The organism is Streptomyces sp. NPDC051322, assembly GCF_040689485.1.
Lineage (GTDB): Bacteria > Actinomycetota > Actinomycetes > Streptomycetales > Streptomycetaceae > Streptomyces.
Genome location: NZ_JBFBAK010000005.1, coordinates 296,160 through 310,935, shown reverse-complemented (window position 1 = coordinate 310,935; position 14,776 = coordinate 296,160). Strand labels below are relative to the sequence as shown.

Annotated in this window: 11 protein-coding genes and 4 pseudogenes; 11 read left to right on the top strand and 4 right to left on the bottom strand. The window is 70.2% G+C overall.

Translation table 11 applies throughout. The annotated features are described in order from the left end of the window. Nucleotides 1-24: 24 nt before the first annotated feature. A pseudogene (locus tag AB0436_RS14800) lies at nt 25-166 on the bottom strand (IS5/IS1182 family transposase); the annotation flags it as partial. A gap of 204 nt (nt 167-370) precedes the next feature. Between AB0436_RS14800 and AB0436_RS14795 the strand changes: the two are divergent. The 4 genes and pseudogenes from AB0436_RS14795 to istA form a co-directional block, all read left to right on the top strand. After that, a pseudogene (locus AB0436_RS14795) lies at nt 371-568 on the top strand (ISL3 family transposase); the annotation flags it as partial. Between the two features lie 410 nt (nt 569-978). Further along, the gene (locus AB0436_RS14790) at nt 979-1,950 is read left to right on the top strand and encodes a transposase (RefSeq protein ID WP_366468221.1); all 972 of its coding nucleotides are present in this window, start codon (nt 979-981) and stop codon (nt 1,948-1,950) included. 95 nt (nt 1,951-2,045) lie between these two features. Further along, nucleotides 2,046-2,498, top strand: coding sequence for a hypothetical protein (locus AB0436_RS14785; RefSeq protein WP_366468220.1), 453 nt, complete (start codon nt 2,046-2,048; stop codon nt 2,496-2,498). Nucleotides 2,499-2,717: 219 nt separating this feature from the next. Further along, nucleotides 2,718-3,653: pseudogene (gene istA, locus AB0436_RS14780) on the top strand (IS21 family transposase); the annotation flags it as partial. 99 nt (nt 3,654-3,752) lie between these two features. Here istA and AB0436_RS14775 read toward each other — a convergent pair. The 3 genes and pseudogenes from AB0436_RS14775 to AB0436_RS14765 form a co-directional block, all read right to left on the bottom strand. Continuing rightward, nucleotides 3,753-3,953 (bottom strand): annotated as a pseudogene (locus AB0436_RS14775) (hypothetical protein); the annotation flags it as partial. Beyond that, complete coding sequence (locus AB0436_RS14770; protein WP_366468219.1) at nt 3,950-4,732, bottom strand: phosphatase; 783 nt, start codon at nt 4,730-4,732, stop codon at nt 3,950-3,952. The gene AB0436_RS14770 and the pseudogene AB0436_RS14775, both read right to left, overlap by 4 nt. Nucleotides 4,733-4,764: 32 nt before the next feature. Further along, on the bottom strand, nt 4,765-5,379 hold the full coding sequence (locus AB0436_RS14765) for a TetR/AcrR family transcriptional regulator (protein ID WP_366468218.1): 615 nt from the start codon (nt 5,377-5,379) through the stop codon (nt 4,765-4,767). Between the two features lie 108 nt (nt 5,380-5,487). Here AB0436_RS14765 and AB0436_RS14760 point away from each other — a divergent pair, with 108 nt between their 5' ends. From AB0436_RS14760 to AB0436_RS14730, 7 genes are all read left to right on the top strand, one after another. Continuing rightward, the gene (locus AB0436_RS14760) at nt 5,488-7,095 is read left to right on the top strand and encodes a carboxyl transferase domain-containing protein (protein ID WP_366468217.1); all 1,608 of its coding nucleotides are present in this window, start codon (nt 5,488-5,490) and stop codon (nt 7,093-7,095) included. A gap of 11 nt (nt 7,096-7,106) precedes the next feature. Further along, nucleotides 7,107-9,053, top strand: coding sequence for an acetyl/propionyl/methylcrotonyl-CoA carboxylase subunit alpha (locus tag AB0436_RS14755; RefSeq protein ID WP_366468216.1), 1,947 nt, complete (start codon nt 7,107-7,109; stop codon nt 9,051-9,053). Next, entirely contained in the window at nt 9,050-9,991 is a 942-nt protein-coding gene (locus AB0436_RS14750) for a hydroxymethylglutaryl-CoA lyase (RefSeq protein WP_366468215.1), read from the top strand. The genes AB0436_RS14755 and AB0436_RS14750 overlap by 4 nt, the downstream gene beginning before the upstream one ends. 1 nt (nt 9,992) lies before the next feature. Beyond that, nucleotides 9,993-11,150 carry an acyl-CoA dehydrogenase family protein gene (locus AB0436_RS14745; protein ID WP_366468214.1) on the top strand — a complete coding sequence of 386 codons (1,158 nt, stop codon included), beginning with the start codon at nt 9,993-9,995 and terminating at the stop codon, nt 11,148-11,150. A gap of 153 nt (nt 11,151-11,303) precedes the next feature. Then, nucleotides 11,304-12,335: an ABC transporter substrate-binding protein gene (locus tag AB0436_RS14740; protein WP_366468213.1), complete on the top strand. Its 1,032-nt coding sequence runs from the start codon at nt 11,304-11,306 to the stop codon at nt 12,333-12,335. Between the two features lie 3 nt (nt 12,336-12,338). Further along, entirely contained in the window at nt 12,339-13,202 is an 864-nt protein-coding gene (locus tag AB0436_RS14735) for a siderophore-interacting protein (protein WP_366468212.1), read from the top strand. A 127-nt stretch (nt 13,203-13,329) separates the two neighbouring features. Then, complete coding sequence (locus tag AB0436_RS14730) at nt 13,330-14,769, top strand: aspartate aminotransferase family protein (protein ID WP_366468211.1); 1,440 nt, start codon at nt 13,330-13,332, stop codon at nt 14,767-14,769. Nucleotides 14,770-14,776: the final 7 nt, after the last annotated feature.

Sequence of the window (14,776 nt, the reverse complement as noted above, 5' to 3'; positions counted from 1 at the left end):
GAACTGCTGCTCGGTGGCAGGCCCCCCTTTTTTTCGCGCCCCGGCGGCATGCTGGTGAGCGCGCACGACGGTGGTCGACCGACACCAGCCAGCTAATGCCCCCGGCCATGTCGGCCTGAGCCTGGGCGGCTCGCAGCATGCCTTCGAAGGTGCCGTCCAGCGCCCATGGCGAAAGCGGGTATGCAGTGGCTTTATTCACGAGTAGTGGGTTCTGGCACAGATCTTGGGGAGCCGTCGCTGAGTGTTACTTCGGCGTTCGATTGTGAGTGGACTGTTCGCGTGAGACCGCGTACGCCCTATCGTCCGACGGCCGTAACTGACGCTCCCTCAGGTGTCTGCCTGCCGCTGCTCCAGTTGGTCGTGAACGGTGATGGTGCTGCTCATGCAGACCGACGCATTTTGGGACTCGCTGGTGTTCGACGGAATCGACGATGTGGATGTCGAGGCGGTTACGGCCGCGTTCGGCACGGTCGAGGTGCTGGCGAGAGGCCGCGCGGGCGGAGCGGCATGTCCGGACTGCGGCTGTTTCTCGGGCCGAGTGCACGACCGCTACCAGCGCAGGCTGAAGGATCTTCCCCTCGCTGAGCAGGGCTTTGTGATCCGGCTGACGGTCCGGCGCTTCATCTGCGGGTCGGCGCACTGCCCCCGCCGGACGTTCGCCGAGCCGTTCTCCCGGCTGGCCGCCCCGCACGCACGGTTCACGACGCGGCTCAACCACGCCCTGGAGCGAGTAGGGCTTGCCCTGGCCGGGCGGGCCGGCGCCCGGCTGGCCGCCCAACTCGGCTTCGGCGCTGGACGGATGACCTTGTTACGCAGGGTCATGGCACTGCCTGATCCGCTGTTCAGCGCCCCGCGTGTGCTGGGCGTGGACGACTTCGCCATCCGTCGCGGCCAGACCTACTCCACCGTCTTGACCAGCGTCGAAGACCATCGCGTGAAGCCGGGCCACTGGCCGCATGGCTGGTCCGCCATCCGGGAGTGGAGATCATCTGCCGGGACCGAGCCGGCGCCTACGCCGAGGGTGCCCGGCGCGGTGCCCCCGACGCTCTGCAGGTCGCAGACCGCTTCCATCTGTGGCAGGGCCTCGGACGAGCCGTGGAGACCTGCGTCGCCGCCCATCGCGACTGCCTGCCCAGTCCTTCGCCCACCGGCACGCTGCCGGAGGCCACCCGGCAGGCTCCCGGTCAGCCGCAGGACGACTCGGCGCCAGCCGGCCGACGGGCCGAGCGGAAGAAGGCAGCACATGCCTTGGTCCACGAGCTTCTTGGCCAAGGTCACTCACGTCGGGCGATTGCCCGGCACCTGGGGTGGGGCCTCAACACCGTCCTCCGGTACGCGAACGCCGGACGCTGGCAGGACACCATCCGAGAAAACCGGCCCAGGCCCAGCAGGCTGGACCCCTACAAGCCCTACCTGGAGCGACGATTCGCCGCAGGCTGCACCAGCGTCACCCACCTCCACAGCGAACTCGTTGCCGACAATGCACCCGTCACTTACCAGATGGTCCGCGCCCACATCGCCACCCTCCGCGGGGCTCCGGCCGACGCGCCGCCCCGGCCCCCGACGGTGCGCCAGGTGACCGGCTGGCTCACCCGACACCCCACGACCCTGAACGAGGACGACTGCGCAGGCCTGAAGGGTGTTCTGGCCCGCTGCCCCGAACTGGACACGGCCGCCGGGCATGTCCGGGGCTTCGGCGAGATACTCACCGGCCGCCTTGGCTCCACACTCCCCACGTGGATCGACGCGGTCGAGGCCAGTCAGCTTCCCGGTCTCACCGGCTTCGCACTCCACCTGCTCCGGGACCTTGACGCTGTGACAGCCGGGCTCACCCTGGACTGGAGCTCGGGCAGCATCGAGGGCGCCGTGAATCGGATCAAGAAGATCAAGCGGCAGCTATACGGTCGAGCTGGATTTGGACTACTCCGAAAAATGATCTTGCTTCAGTAGCTCCTCGCGGAGGTGTTGCTCTGTCGCTCTCCGGCGGCTTCGCCTGCAGAGTCTTCCTGGCGTGGTGCTACTTTTGGTCGAAATTTGTGGGAGGGGTGGGCGAGCTGGTGGACGGTGCCCTGCGGCGCGCTGTTGTCGTGGCCCTTGGCGAGCTCGGGCGAAGCAGCGATTTTGGGGACCGTGCGGACGCTGGTCGCGGTCTGGCGGGCTTTGCCGAGATGGAGGAGGCTGTCCGTCCGCTGCTGGAGCTGGTGCTCGACCGCGAAGACACCTTCGTTACACGGGTGACCGCAGAAGCGTTGCTTCGACGGCAGGACAGGGCCGGACTCATGGTCGTCGCGTCCGCGCTGGCAGTCGCCAGCCCGAACCATGGCGACTGGATCCACACCGCGATCCTCGATGTGTTTGCCATCTACGCCAGCGACCGCGACGACGCGGTGCGGCTCTGCGAGGTGCTGACGCGGGATCCTGACGAGCGCGTCGCCCTGGGAGCTCGCGTGCTGCACGAGAGCCTGTCCGGGATCAATTGCGTTCTTCATCCCGAATAGCGCAGGAGGCACACGGTGCCGTGGACGCCCAGGTGCTCGACGATCGCGATTGGTGACCACGATGCAGTCAAGCAGCCGGGCTCATCGCCACCCTTGCAATCGAACTGCACTATCACCCTGTGCGACGACACCCCAAGATCTGTGCCAGAACCGAGTTTTGACGGCACTGCGGTACTTGCCAGGACAGCATCGGGATGCTCCTGGTGCAAGGTCCTGGTCATGCCGCAGATGTCCAAGGTCGAGTTGTACGCGGCGATCCGGCGTGATCACCGTGCTGGCATGAAGATGCGCGAGCTTGAGCGCAAGTACAACGTGTCGTGGCGAACGGTCAAGAAGGCCGTGGACTCCGTCTGGCCGGAGCCCCGGAAGAAGCTGCCGCCGCGACCGACTGCGCTGGATCCGTACAAGCCGGTGATCGACGAGATGCTGCGGACGGACCTCGACGCGCCGTGCAAGCAGCGGCATACGATCACGCGGATCTTCCACCGGCTCATCGAGGAGCGCGGCGCCGATGTGTCCTACCAGATGGTCCGGCGCTACGTTGCCGACCGGAAGCCGGAGATTCTCGCGGCCTCGGGCAAAGGCCCGGGGGAAGCGTTCGTACCGCAGACCCACCTGCCGGGTCACGAGGCGGAGGTCGACTTCGGTGACGTGACCGTGCGGCTGGCCGGCGAGTTGGTGACCTGCTACCTGTTCTCGCTCCGCCTGTCCTACTCGGGCAAAGCCGTCCACCGGGTCTTCGCCTCCTGCGGCCAGGAAGCCTCCTTCGAAGGACACGTACACGCGCTTCGAACGCTGGGCGGTGTCCCTCGGAGCAAGATCCGCTACGACAACCTCAAGTCAGCAGTCGCCCAGGTGCTGGGACTGAACCGGGCCAGGGTGGAAACCGACCGGTGGATCGCCTTCCGCTCGCACTTCAACATCGAGAGCTTCTACTGCCGCCCGGGCATCGACGGCTCCCATGAGAAGGGCGGCGTCGAGGGGATGATCGGCTACTTCCGCCGCAACCACTTCACTCCGGTCCCGGAAGTCGGCTCCCTCGCTGAGCTGAACGAGATGGTCGACCAGTGGGACCTGCACGACGGACATCGCCGAATCGGTTCACGGCCGCGGACCGTCGACGAGTACTTCGCCGTCGAGCAGCCCCTGTTGATGCCGCTGCCGCAGGAGCCGTTCGAGACCGGCCGGCTGTTCACGCCGCGGGTCGACCGCTACAGCCAGATCGCCGATCTCAGCCTGAAGTTCTGCGCCGGCGATGTCACCCTTGCAGCGCATGGCATGGAAGGCGTCCACCGGCATGTGGAACCACGTTCCTTCGAGCATTCCCAGGAGCTCCCGGGAGATGCTGCTCTTGCCGGAGCTGGATGTGCCGTTGAGCAGGATGATCCTGCCGCCCGCCGCGGTGCCGGGAACGCGGGCGTGCGCCGGGTCCTCCGCGACCGCACCGGTCGTCATCGGACCAGCCCCGCCGCGTCCAGCAGGTACGCCGTCATCGGGTCGTAGAAGCGCGGGTCGGTGACGTGGTCGTCGAGCGGGACGGTGACCTGCATCGTGCCTTCGGCCTCGCCGAGGAAGAGCGCCGGGTCGTTGGAGTCGGCGTAGCCGACGGAGTCGATGCCGCGCTGGCCCGCGCAACCGGCCCAGCCGTGGTCGGCGACGACCAGATCGGGCAGCGGCCGCCCTTCGCGCTCCAGGCCGTCGAGGATGGTGGTCATCGGCACGGGCGAGTGGGTGTGCCAGAGCGTGGCGCCGCGTTCGAGCACCGCGACGTCCGCGAACTGGTAGACCATGCCCTCGTCGGAGGCGAGGCCGCCCGGGATCCGTACGATCTCGCAGCCCGCGGTGCGCAGCGCGTCCGCCGTGGCGCGGTGTACGTCGAGCAGACCGCCCGGGTGCCCGGTCGCCAGGAGTACCCGCTGCTTGCCCGCCGCGGCCTTGCGCAGCCGGGCCGCCATCCGTTCCAGCGCGTCGACGGTCAGCTCCGGGTCGATGGTGTCCTGCCCGTACCGGTGCCCGGGGTCGTCACTCACTCCGCAGCGTTCGGCCATCACCGCGAGCACGTCCTGCTCGTCCGCCCAGCGGTCACCGAGTTCCAGTCCGAGCCAGAAGTGGCGGTCGCCGTTGGAGAGCTTGCGGTAGTGGGAGAGGTTGTTGTCGCGGGGCGTGGCGACGTCTCCCGCGATACGCGTACGGACGAGGTGGTCGACGAGTTCGGCGCGGCTGGGTATCGGCATGAGCCCCATTGTGCCGTCAGCCGTCGGCCGCGTCAGTCGGGCAGCCCGGCCGTCTCCGGCGTCCGCGCCAGCGCTTCGAAGGCCCCGTGCGCGAGGCGGCGCAGCAGGGCCTCGGTGACGGCCCGGCCCGGGAGGCCGCCGGTGCCCAGGTGCGGGGTGGAGTTCAGCAGCCCGAAGACGGCGTGCACGGCGGCCCGGGCCTCCGGTTCGGGGGTGTGCGGGTGGAGCTCCCGGACGACGGTGACCCACAGCTCGACGTACTGCCGCTGGAGCCTGCGGACCGCCTTGCGGTCGCTGTCGCGCAGCCGGTCGAGCTCCCGGTCGTGCACGGTGATCAGGGGGCGGTCGTCGAGCGCGAAGTCGATGTGGCCGTCGATGAGCGAGCCGAGCACCGTCTCGGGCCCGCCGGCGGCCTGCGCTGCACGCAGTCTGCCCCCTTCGAGGAGCCGCTCGCTGATGCCGACGAGCAGTTCGGCGAGCATCGCGTCCTTGCCCGCGAAGTGGCGGTAGAGACCGGGGCCGCTGATGCCCACGGCGGCACCTATCTCGTCGACGCCGACGCCGTGGAAGCCGCGCTCGGCGAAGAGGCGCGCAGCCTCTTTGAGGATCTGCTCGCGCCGCGTCGGGGCGTCCGTCCTGGTGCTCATGGGTTCATTCTAGACAGTGGGGTTAGCGAGCGTTAACCTGGCGGAGACTTGTTAACGGTCACTAACACGGTCACCATCGAAGTCACTCACACCAAGGGGGCCCGACGGATGCAGCAGGCACCGGTGCTGGCGAGCGCGGCCGATCCCGCCTCGGAGGCCTGGCAGGCCAACGAGGCGGCGCACGAGACGCTCGCCGCCGAGCTGCGGGGCAGACTGGCGGCCGCCCGGCTGGGCGGCGGCGAGAGGTCCCGCGCCCGCCACACGGCGCGTGGAAAGCTGCTGCCCAGGGACAGGGTCGACACCCTGCTCGACCCCGGCTCCCCGTTCCTGGAACTGGCACCGCTGGCGGCCGAGGGGATGTACGGCGGTGCGGCCCCGGCGGCGGGGGTGATCGCCGGCATCGGCCGGGTCAGCGGCCGCGAGGTGATGGTGGTCGCCAATGACGCCACGGTCAAGGGCGGTACGTACTACCCGATGACCGTGAAGAAGCACCTGCGGGCGCAGGAGGTGGCCCTGGAGAACCGTCTCCCCTGCCTGTACCTGGTGGACTCCGGCGGCGCGTTCCTGCCCCTGCAGGACGAGGTCTTCCCGGACCGCGAGCACTTCGGCCGGATCTTCTACAACCAGGCCCGGATGTCGGGCGCGGGCATCCCGCAGATCGCCGCGGTGCTCGGCTCCTGCACGGCGGGCGGCGCGTATGTCCCGGCGATGAGCGACGAGGCCGTCATCGTCCGCAACCAGGGCACCATCTTCCTGGGCGGACCGCCGCTGGTGAAGGCCGCGACCGGCGAGGTCGTGACGGCCGAGGAGCTGGGCGGCGGGGAGGTGCACTCGCGGGTCTCCGGGGTCACCGACCATCTCGCCGAGGACGACGCACACGCGCTGCGGATCGTCCGGACCATCGTGTCGACCCTGCCGGAGCGCGGCCCGCTGCCCTGGACCGTGGAACCGGTGGAGGAGCCGAAGGCCGACCCGGCGGGCCTGTACGGCGCGGTGCCGGTCGATTCCCGTACGCCCTACGACGTGCGCGAGGTGATCGCCCGGATCACCGACGGCTCCCGGTTCGCCGAGTTCAAGTCGGAGTTCGGCACGACGCTGGTCACCGGCTTCGCGCGGATCCACGGCCACCCGGTCGGGATCATCGCCAACAACGGCATCCTCTTCTCCGAGTCCGCGCAGAAGGGCGCGCACTTCATCGAGCTGTGCGACCAGCGCGGCATTCCGCTGCTCTTCCTGCAGAACATCTCCGGCTTCATGGTGGGCCGGAGTTACGAGGCGGGCGGCATTGCCAAGCACGGCGCCAAGATGGTGACCGCGGTGGCCTGCGCCCGGGTCCCGAAGCTGACCGTGGTGGTCGGCGGGTCGTACGGCGCGGGCAACTACTCGATGTGCGGGCGCGCCTATTCGCCGCGCTTCCTCTGGATGTGGCCGAACGCGAAAATCTCGGTGATGGGCGGCGAGCAGGCCGCGTCCGTGCTGGCCACCGTCAAGCGGGACCAGCTGGGCGACGACTGGAGCGCCGAGGAGGAAGAGGCCTTCAAGGACCCGATCCGCGCCCAGTACGAACAGCAGGGGAACGCCTACTACGCGACGGCCCGGCTCTGGGACGACGGTGTGATCGACCCGCTGGAGACCCGCCAGGTCGTCGGTCTCGCCCTGACCGCCTGTGCCAACGCCCCGCTGGGCGACCCCGGCTACGGCGTCTTCCGGATGTGATGAGGATGGAAATGTTCGACAGCGTTCTGATCGCCAACCGGGGCGAGATCGCCGTCCGGGTCATCCGTACGCTGCGGGAGCTGGGCATCCGCTCGGTGGCCGTGTTCAGCGACGCGGACGCGGACGCCCGGCACGTACGGGAGGCGGACACCGCCGTCCGTATCGGCCCCGCGGCCGCCGCCGAGAGCTACTTGTCGGTGGAACGGCTGCTGGCCGCGGCCGCCGGCAGCGGCGCGCAGGCGGTACACCCGGGATACGGCTTCCTCGCCGAGAACGCCGGCTTCGCGCAGGCCTGCGCGGACGCCGGACTGGTCTTCATCGGCCCTCCCGCCTCCGCTATCGCGCTGATGGGCGACAAGATCCGCGCCAAGGCGACGGTGCGGGCGGCGGGCGTCCCGGTGGTCCCCGGCTCCTCGGGGAGCGGACTCACCGACGCCGAACTCGCCGCCGCCGCACAGGACATCCGGATGCCGGTGCTGATCAAGCCGTCCGCCGGCGGCGGCGGCAAGGGCATGCACCTGGTCCGGGACGAGTCGCGGCTGCTGGACGAGATCGCGTCGGCCCGGCGCGAGGCCCGCTCGTCCTTCGGTGACGACACGCTTCTGATCGAGCGGTGGATCGACCGGCCGCGCCATATCGAGATCCAGGTGCTGGCGGACGGCCACGGCAATGTGGTGCACCTGGGCGAGCGCGAATGCTCGCTGCAGCGCCGCCACCAGAAGATCATCGAGGAGGCGCCGTCCGTCCTGCTGGACGAGGCGACCCGCACGGCGATGGGTGAGGCCGCGGTGCAGGCGGCGCGCAGCTGCGGTTACACGGGGGCGGGCACGGTGGAGTTCATCGTCCCGGGCAATGACCCTTCCTCGTACTACTTCATGGAGATGAACACCCGCCTCCAGGTCGAGCACCCGGTGACCGAGCTGATCACCGGCATCGACCTCGTCGAGTGGCAGCTGCGGGTCGCGGCCGGTGAGCAACTCCCGTACAGCCAGAAGGACGTCACGCTCACCGGCCATGCCGTCGAGGCGCGCCTGTGCGCCGAGGACCCGGCCCGGGGCTTTCTGCCGTCCGGCGGCACCGTGCTGTCGCTCCGTGAGCCGCAGGGACGGGGGGTGCGCACCGACTCCGGCCTCAGCGAGGGCGCCGAGGTCGGCAGCCGCTACGACCCGATGCTGTCGAAGGTCATCGCCTACGGGCCGGACCGGGCGACCGCGCTGCGCAAGCTCCGGGCGGCGCTGGCGGACACGGTCACCCTGGGCGTCCCGACCAACGCCGGCTTCCTGCGCCGGCTGCTCGCCCACCCGGCGGTGGTGGCGGGCGACCTGGACACCGGTCTGGTCGAGCGCGAGGCGGACGGCCTGATCGACGACACCGTCCCGCCGGAGGTGTACACAGCGGCGGCCGCGGTACGCCGCGCGGAGCTGGCCCCGGAGCCGGCACCGGGGTCGGCGGGGGGCTGGACCGACCCGTTCTCGGTGCCGAGCGGCTGGCGGCTGGGCGGCACCGGCGTACCGCTCGCCCACTGGCTGCGGGTCCCCGGGCACGAACCGGTGCGCGCCGAGGGTGCGGGCCGAGTCGGGCCGGACACCGTGTCGGTCACCGTCGAGGGAACCGTGCACACCTTCCACCGGGCCGGGAACTGGCTGGGCAGGGACGGCGACGCCTGGCACGTCCAGGACCACGATCCGGTCGAGGCCACGCTGGACGCGGCGGCCGGGCGCGGCGGCGCCGGATCGCTCACCGCGCCGATGCCCGGGACGGTCACCGTGGTGAAGGTCGCCACCGGGGACGAGGTCATCGCCGGGCAGGGGCTGCTGGTGGTCGAGGCGATGAAGATGGAACACCTGATCACCGCCCCGCACGCGGGCGTCGTCACCGAACTGGACGTGCAGCCGGGCACCACCGTCGCCATGGACCAGGTACTGGCCGTGGTCACTCCCCAGGAGGATGCCGTATGACCCCCGGGCTTCCCATGTCCGTACCGGCGCAGGGACTGCCGCCCCGGATCCGTATCCACGAGGTCGGCGCCCGGGACGGACTGCAGAACGAGAAGACGGTCGTACCGACCGAGGTGAAGGCCGAGTTCGTCCACCGCCTCGCGGAGGCGGGCCTGACCACCATCGAGGCGACCAGCTTCGTGCACCCCAAGTGGGTGCCCCAACTGGCCGACGCCGAAGTGTTGTTCCCCCAGCTCGGTGGCATCGGGGGCGTCGATCTGCCGGTGCTCGTGCCCAACGCCCGCGGCCTGGAGCGCGCCCGCGACCTCGGCGCCCGCCGGATCGCGGTGTTCGGCTCGGCGACCGAGTCCTTCGCCAAGGCCAATCTCAACCGGACCGTCGACGAGTCGCTCGCCATGTTCGAGCCGGTCGTCGGGACGGCCAGGTCGGCCGGGATGCACGTCCGGGGCTACCTCTCGATGTGCTTCGGCGACCCCTGGGAGGGGCCGGTCCCGGTCGACCGGGTCGTGACGGTCGCCAAGCGGCTGCTGGACCTGGGCTGCGACGAGCTGAGCCTCGGCGACACCATCGGGGTGGCCACCCCCGGCCACGTCCAGGCCCTCCTCACCGGCCTCAACGCGGCAGGCGTCGGTACGGAGTCGATCGGCGTCCACTTCCACGACACCTACGGCCAGGCCCTCTCCAACACCCTCGCCGCCCTGCAGCACGGGGTGACCACGGTGGACGCCTCGGCCGGAGGTCTGGGCGGCTGCCCGTACGCGAAGTCCGCCACCGGAAACCTCGCCACCGAAGACCTCGTGTGGATGCTCGAAGGCCTCGGCGTCGAAACCGGCGTCGACCTCGGCCGCCTCACCGCCACCAGCGTGTGGATGGCCGGCCGACTGGGCCGACCCAGCCCTTCCCGCACCGTACGCGCCCTCTCCCACCAGGAGCAGTGACATGGACCACCGCCTCACCCCCGAACACGAAGAACTCCGCCGCACCGTCGAGGCGTTCGCCCATGATGTGATCGCGCCGAAGATCGGTGACTTCTACGAGCGGCACGAGTTCCCGTACGAGATCGTCCGCGAGATGGGCCGGATGGGCCTTTTCGGGCTGCCCTTCCCCGAGGAGTACGGCGGCATGGGCGGCGACTACCTCGCGCTGGGGATCGCCCTGGAGGAGCTGGCCCGGGTCGACTCCTCGGTGGCCATCACCCTCGAGGCCGGGGTGTCGCTCGGCGCGATGCCGGTCCACCTCTTCGGCACCGAGGAGCAGAAGCGGGAGTGGCTGCCGCGGATGTGCTCGGGCGAGATCCTGGGCGCCTTCGGCCTGACCGAGCCCGGGTGCGGCTCGGACGCCGGCGGCACCCGGACGACCGCGGTGCGCGACGGTGACGACTGGGTGATCAACGGCTCCAAGTGCTTCATCACCAACTCCGGCACGGACATCACCGGCCTGGTCACCGTCACCGCGGTCACCGGCCGCAAGGTCGACGGCCGCCCGCTGATCTCCGCGATCATCGTGCCGTCCGGCACCCCCGGTTTCACCGTCGCCGCCCCGTACTCGAAGGTCGGCTGGAACGCCTCGGACACCCGCGAACTGTCCTTCTCCGACGTCCGGGTGCCGGCCGCGAACCTGCTCGGTGCGGAAGGCCGCGGCTACGCCCAGTTCCTGCGCATCCTCGACGAGGGCCGCATCGCGATCTCCGCCCTGGCGACCGGGCTCGCCCAGGGCTGCGTCGACGAGTCCGTCTCGTACGCGAAGACCCGGCACGCCTTCGGCCGCCCGATCGGCGACAACCAGGCGATCCAGTTCAAGATCGCCGACATGGAGATGAAGGCGCACACCGCCCGGGTGTCCTGGCGGGACGCGGCGTCGCGCCTGGTGACCGGCGAACCGTTCAAGAAGGAGGCGGCGCTGGCGAAGCTGTACTCGTCGACCGTGGCGGTGGACAACGCACGCGAGGCCACCCAGATCCACGGCGGGTACGGCTTCATGAACGAGTACCCGGTGGCGCGGATGTGGCGCGACTCGAAGATCCTGGAGATCGGCGAGGGCACCAGCGAGGTGCAGCGCATGCTGATCGCGCGGGAACTCGGGCTGCCGACGAGCTGACCGGCCGCGTTCTGCCGCACGCCGGTCGGCGAGGTCGGCGAGGTCGTCGAGGTCGGCGAAACACCCATACGAGGGCGTCAGGTCAGGTTAGGCTAACCTGACCTGAAGTTGCCCAGTGGCCACATCGGCACGTATGGAAAGCAGAGCCCCGCCATGCCCAATGCCAGCGCTTCCCACCTCTCCCGACGCGGCCTCCTCGCCGCCGGCGGCGTCATCGGTATCGGCGCCGCGCTCAGCGCATGCGGGAGTGGCGGCTCGAAATCCTCGGCGGGTACGGCAAAGGCGGGGTCGAGGGCCTGGTCCTTCAAGGACGACCGCGGGAAGGTCGCCAAGGCCGACTCGACCCCCACGAAGATCGTCGCGTTCACCGGCACCGCGGCCGCGCTGCACGACTTCGGGGTCGAGGTGGCGGGAGTCTTCGGGCCGACGAAGACCAAGGACGGCAAGGCCGACGTCCAGGCCGGCGATCTCGACATCAGCAAGGTCGAGATACTCGGCAACGTCTGGGGCGAGTTCAACGTGGAGAAGTACGCAGCACTCGGCCCCCAGTTGCTGATCACCGGGATGTACGACAAGGGCGCGCTCTGGTACGTGCCGGACGAGTCCAAGGACAAGATCCTCAAGCTGGCCCCGAGCGTCGCACTGATGGTCGCCAGGACCTCGATGCCCGCCGCGCTCCAGCGCCACGCCGAGCTCGCCGCATCGCTGGGTGCCGACCTCGAGGCGAAGAAGGTCGCCGACGCCAAGGCGCGCTTCGAGAAGGCCGCCGCCCGACTGCGCGCCGCGGCCAGGGCCAACCCGAAGATCCGGGTGCTGATCGGCTCGGCCGGCGCCGACCTGTTCTACATTTCGACACCGGAACCCTCCGCGGACCTGCGGTACTTCAAGGAACTCGGGGTCGACATCGTGGTTCCCGACAAGGTCGACAAGCAGGGCTGGTTCGAGAGCCTGAGCTGGGAGAACGCCGACAAGTACCCGGCCGACATCATCATGATGGACAACCGGACTTCGGCGCTGCAGCCCGCCGCCCTGAAGTCGAAGCCGACCTGGGGCGAGCTGCCGGCGGTGAAGGCGGGCCAGGTCATCCCCCGTTCCACCACCGACCCGATCTTCTCCTACGACAAGTGCGCCCCGGCCCTGGACGCCCTGGCCGAGGCGATCGAGAACGCCAGGAAGGTCGGCTGACCCATGACGACGGCTGTTTCCGCCCCGTTCCGTTTCTTCGGCCTGCATGTCGTACGGACCCGGCGGCTCGGCCCGTCGATGGTCCGCATCACCTTCGGTGGCGAAGGCCTCGGTGAGTTCGCCGCCGGTGGCCGGGACCAGAGCCTGTCGCTCTTCCTGCCGCATCCCGGGCAGCCGGAGCCGGTGCTGCCGGTCGGCGACGACTGGTTCACCGAGTGGCGGGCGCTGCCCGCCGACGTACGGGCGGTGCTGCGCTCGTACACCGTGCGCGAGCAGCGCCGGGACCCGGACGAGGTCGACATCGACTTCGCGCTGCACGGCGACGCGGACGGTCCGGGGGACGGCGACGCGGACGGGGCAGGCCGGAGCCACCCCGGCCCCGCCTGCCGCTGGGCGCGCCGGGCCGTCCCGGGGCAGCGGGTGGTCGTGCTCGGGCCGGCGGCCGTCGAGAACAAGGCCGTCCGCTTCCAGCCGCCCACCGGCACCGACTCGGTGGTGATCTGCGCCGACGAGACCGCGCTGCCCGCCGCCGCGGCCATCCTGGAGTGGCTGCCGCCCGGCACCCGGGCGCACGTCTGGCTGGAGGTGCCGCACAGCGGGGACCGCCAGCAGCTCCGCACCGAGGCGGACGCCCGGGTCACCTGGCTGGTTCGGGCCGAGGGCGCGCCGTCGGCCGTGGCGGCGGTGGGCGCCGCGGAGTTGCCGGGCGCCTCGCCCTACGCATGGATCGCCGGCGAGTCCGGCCGGGTCAGGGAACTGCGCCGCCATCTGGTGGGCGAGCGGCGGCTCGACCGCCGCAATGTCACCTTCGTCGGCTACTGGCGGCGCGGGCTCAGCGAAGAGCAGTTGCGAGCTGCGGCGGCCTGACACCCATACGCCTACGGGGAGTCGGGGCTCATTGCGGCCTCGAACCCGTTAAGTTAGGTTAGGCTTACCTAACCAAGAACGCCACGTGCCCCTTCGCCCCCTTCTTCCTTCCCCCGGAGGACCGTTCATGCGCTCACACCTGCTCAACGACACGACCGCGGAGCAGTACCGCCATACGGCCACCGCAGCGGTCGAGCGGGTGGCGGACCGACTCGCCTCCACCAGAAACCCGTTCACCGGCATCACCCCCGAGGCGCTCTCCCCGGCCGTCGACGCCATCGACCTGGACACGCCGCTCGGCGACGCGGGCGCCGCGCTGGACGAGCTCGAGACCGTCTATCTGCGTGACGCGGTCTACTTCCACCACCCCCGCTATCTCGCCCATCTCAACTGCCCGGTCGTCATCCCCGCGGTGGCGGCGGAAGCGGTGCTGTCTGCGGTCAACTCCTCGCTGGACACCTGGGACCAGAGCGCGGGCGGCACGCTGATCGAGCGTCGGCTGGTGGACTGGACCGCCGGACGGATCGGGTTCGGCCCGGCCGCCGACGGGGTGTTCACCAGCGGCGGTTCGCAGTCCAATCTGCAGGCGCTGCTGCTGGCCCGCGAGGAGGCCAAGGCAGCGGACCCGGCCTTGCTGCGGGTGTTCACTTCCGAGTGCAGCCACTTCAGCGTGCAGAAGTCCGCGAAGCTGCTCGGGCTGCGGCCGGAGGCCGTCGTCTCCGTTCCGTGTGACCAGGACAAGCGGCTGCAGACCGTCGCACTCGCCCGGGAGCTGGAGCGGTGCAGGGCCGAGGGCGGCGTCCCGATGGCCGTGGTGGCCACCGCGGGGACCACCGACTTCGGCTCCATCGACCCGCTGCCCGAGATCGCCGCGCTCTGCGCGCAGTACGGCACCTGGCTGCACGTCGACGCGGCGTACGGTTGCGGGCTGCTGGTGTCGCACCGGCGTCACCGCCTCGACGGCATCGAGCAGGCAGACTCGGTCACCGTGGACTACCACAAGTCCTTCTTCCAGCCGGTGAGTTCCAGCGCACTGGTGGTGCGCGACGGGGCCACCCTGCGGCATGCGACCTACCACGCCGACTACCTGAACCCGCGCTCGGCCGCGGTGGCCCGCATCCCCAACCAGGTGGACAAGTCCCTGCAGACCACCCGCCGGTTCGACGCGCTCAAACTGTGGATGACGCTGCGGGTGATGGGCGCCGACGGAGTGGGCCGGCTCTTCGACGAGGTGGTCGACCTCGCGGAGCAGGGCTGGCAGCTGCTCGCCACCGATCCGCGCTTCGATGTGGCCGTCCGGCCGCAGCTCTCCACGCTGGTCTTCCGCTTCGTCCCGGCGCACGTCACCGCGCCGGCTCTGATCGACCGGGCCAACCAGTACGCCCGCAAGGCGCTGTTCGCCTCCGGGGAGGCGGTCGTCGCGGGCACCACGGTCAACGGGCGCGCCTACCTCAAGTTCACCCTGCTCAACCCGCAGACCACCGTCGCCGACATCGCCGCAGTCCTCGAGCTCATCGCCGAGCACGCCGGCCAGTATCTGGGAGAGACCCTTGCCCACGCCTCCTGAGTCCGGG

Coding starts and splice junctions, on each gene's coding strand:
- AB0436_RS14770 (WP_366468219.1), bottom strand. CDS start 4,732: ATGCCGATACCCAGCCGCGCCGAACTCGTCGACCACCTCGTCCGTACG.
- AB0436_RS14765 (WP_366468218.1), bottom strand. CDS start 5,379: ATGAGCACCAGGACGGACGCCCCGACGCGGCGCGAGCAGATCCTCAAA.
- AB0436_RS14760 (WP_366468217.1), top strand. CDS start 5,488: ATGCAGCAGGCACCGGTGCTGGCGAGCGCGGCCGATCCCGCCTCGGAG.
- AB0436_RS14755 (WP_366468216.1), top strand. CDS start 7,107: ATGTTCGACAGCGTTCTGATCGCCAACCGGGGCGAGATCGCCGTCCGG.
- AB0436_RS14750 (WP_366468215.1), top strand. CDS start 9,050: ATGACCCCCGGGCTTCCCATGTCCGTACCGGCGCAGGGACTGCCGCCC.
- AB0436_RS14745 (WP_366468214.1), top strand. CDS start 9,993: ATGGACCACCGCCTCACCCCCGAACACGAAGAACTCCGCCGCACCGTC.
- AB0436_RS14740 (WP_366468213.1), top strand. CDS start 11,304: ATGCCCAATGCCAGCGCTTCCCACCTCTCCCGACGCGGCCTCCTCGCC.
- AB0436_RS14735 (WP_366468212.1), top strand. CDS start 12,339: ATGACGACGGCTGTTTCCGCCCCGTTCCGTTTCTTCGGCCTGCATGTC.
- AB0436_RS14730 (WP_366468211.1), top strand. CDS start 13,330: ATGCGCTCACACCTGCTCAACGACACGACCGCGGAGCAGTACCGCCAT.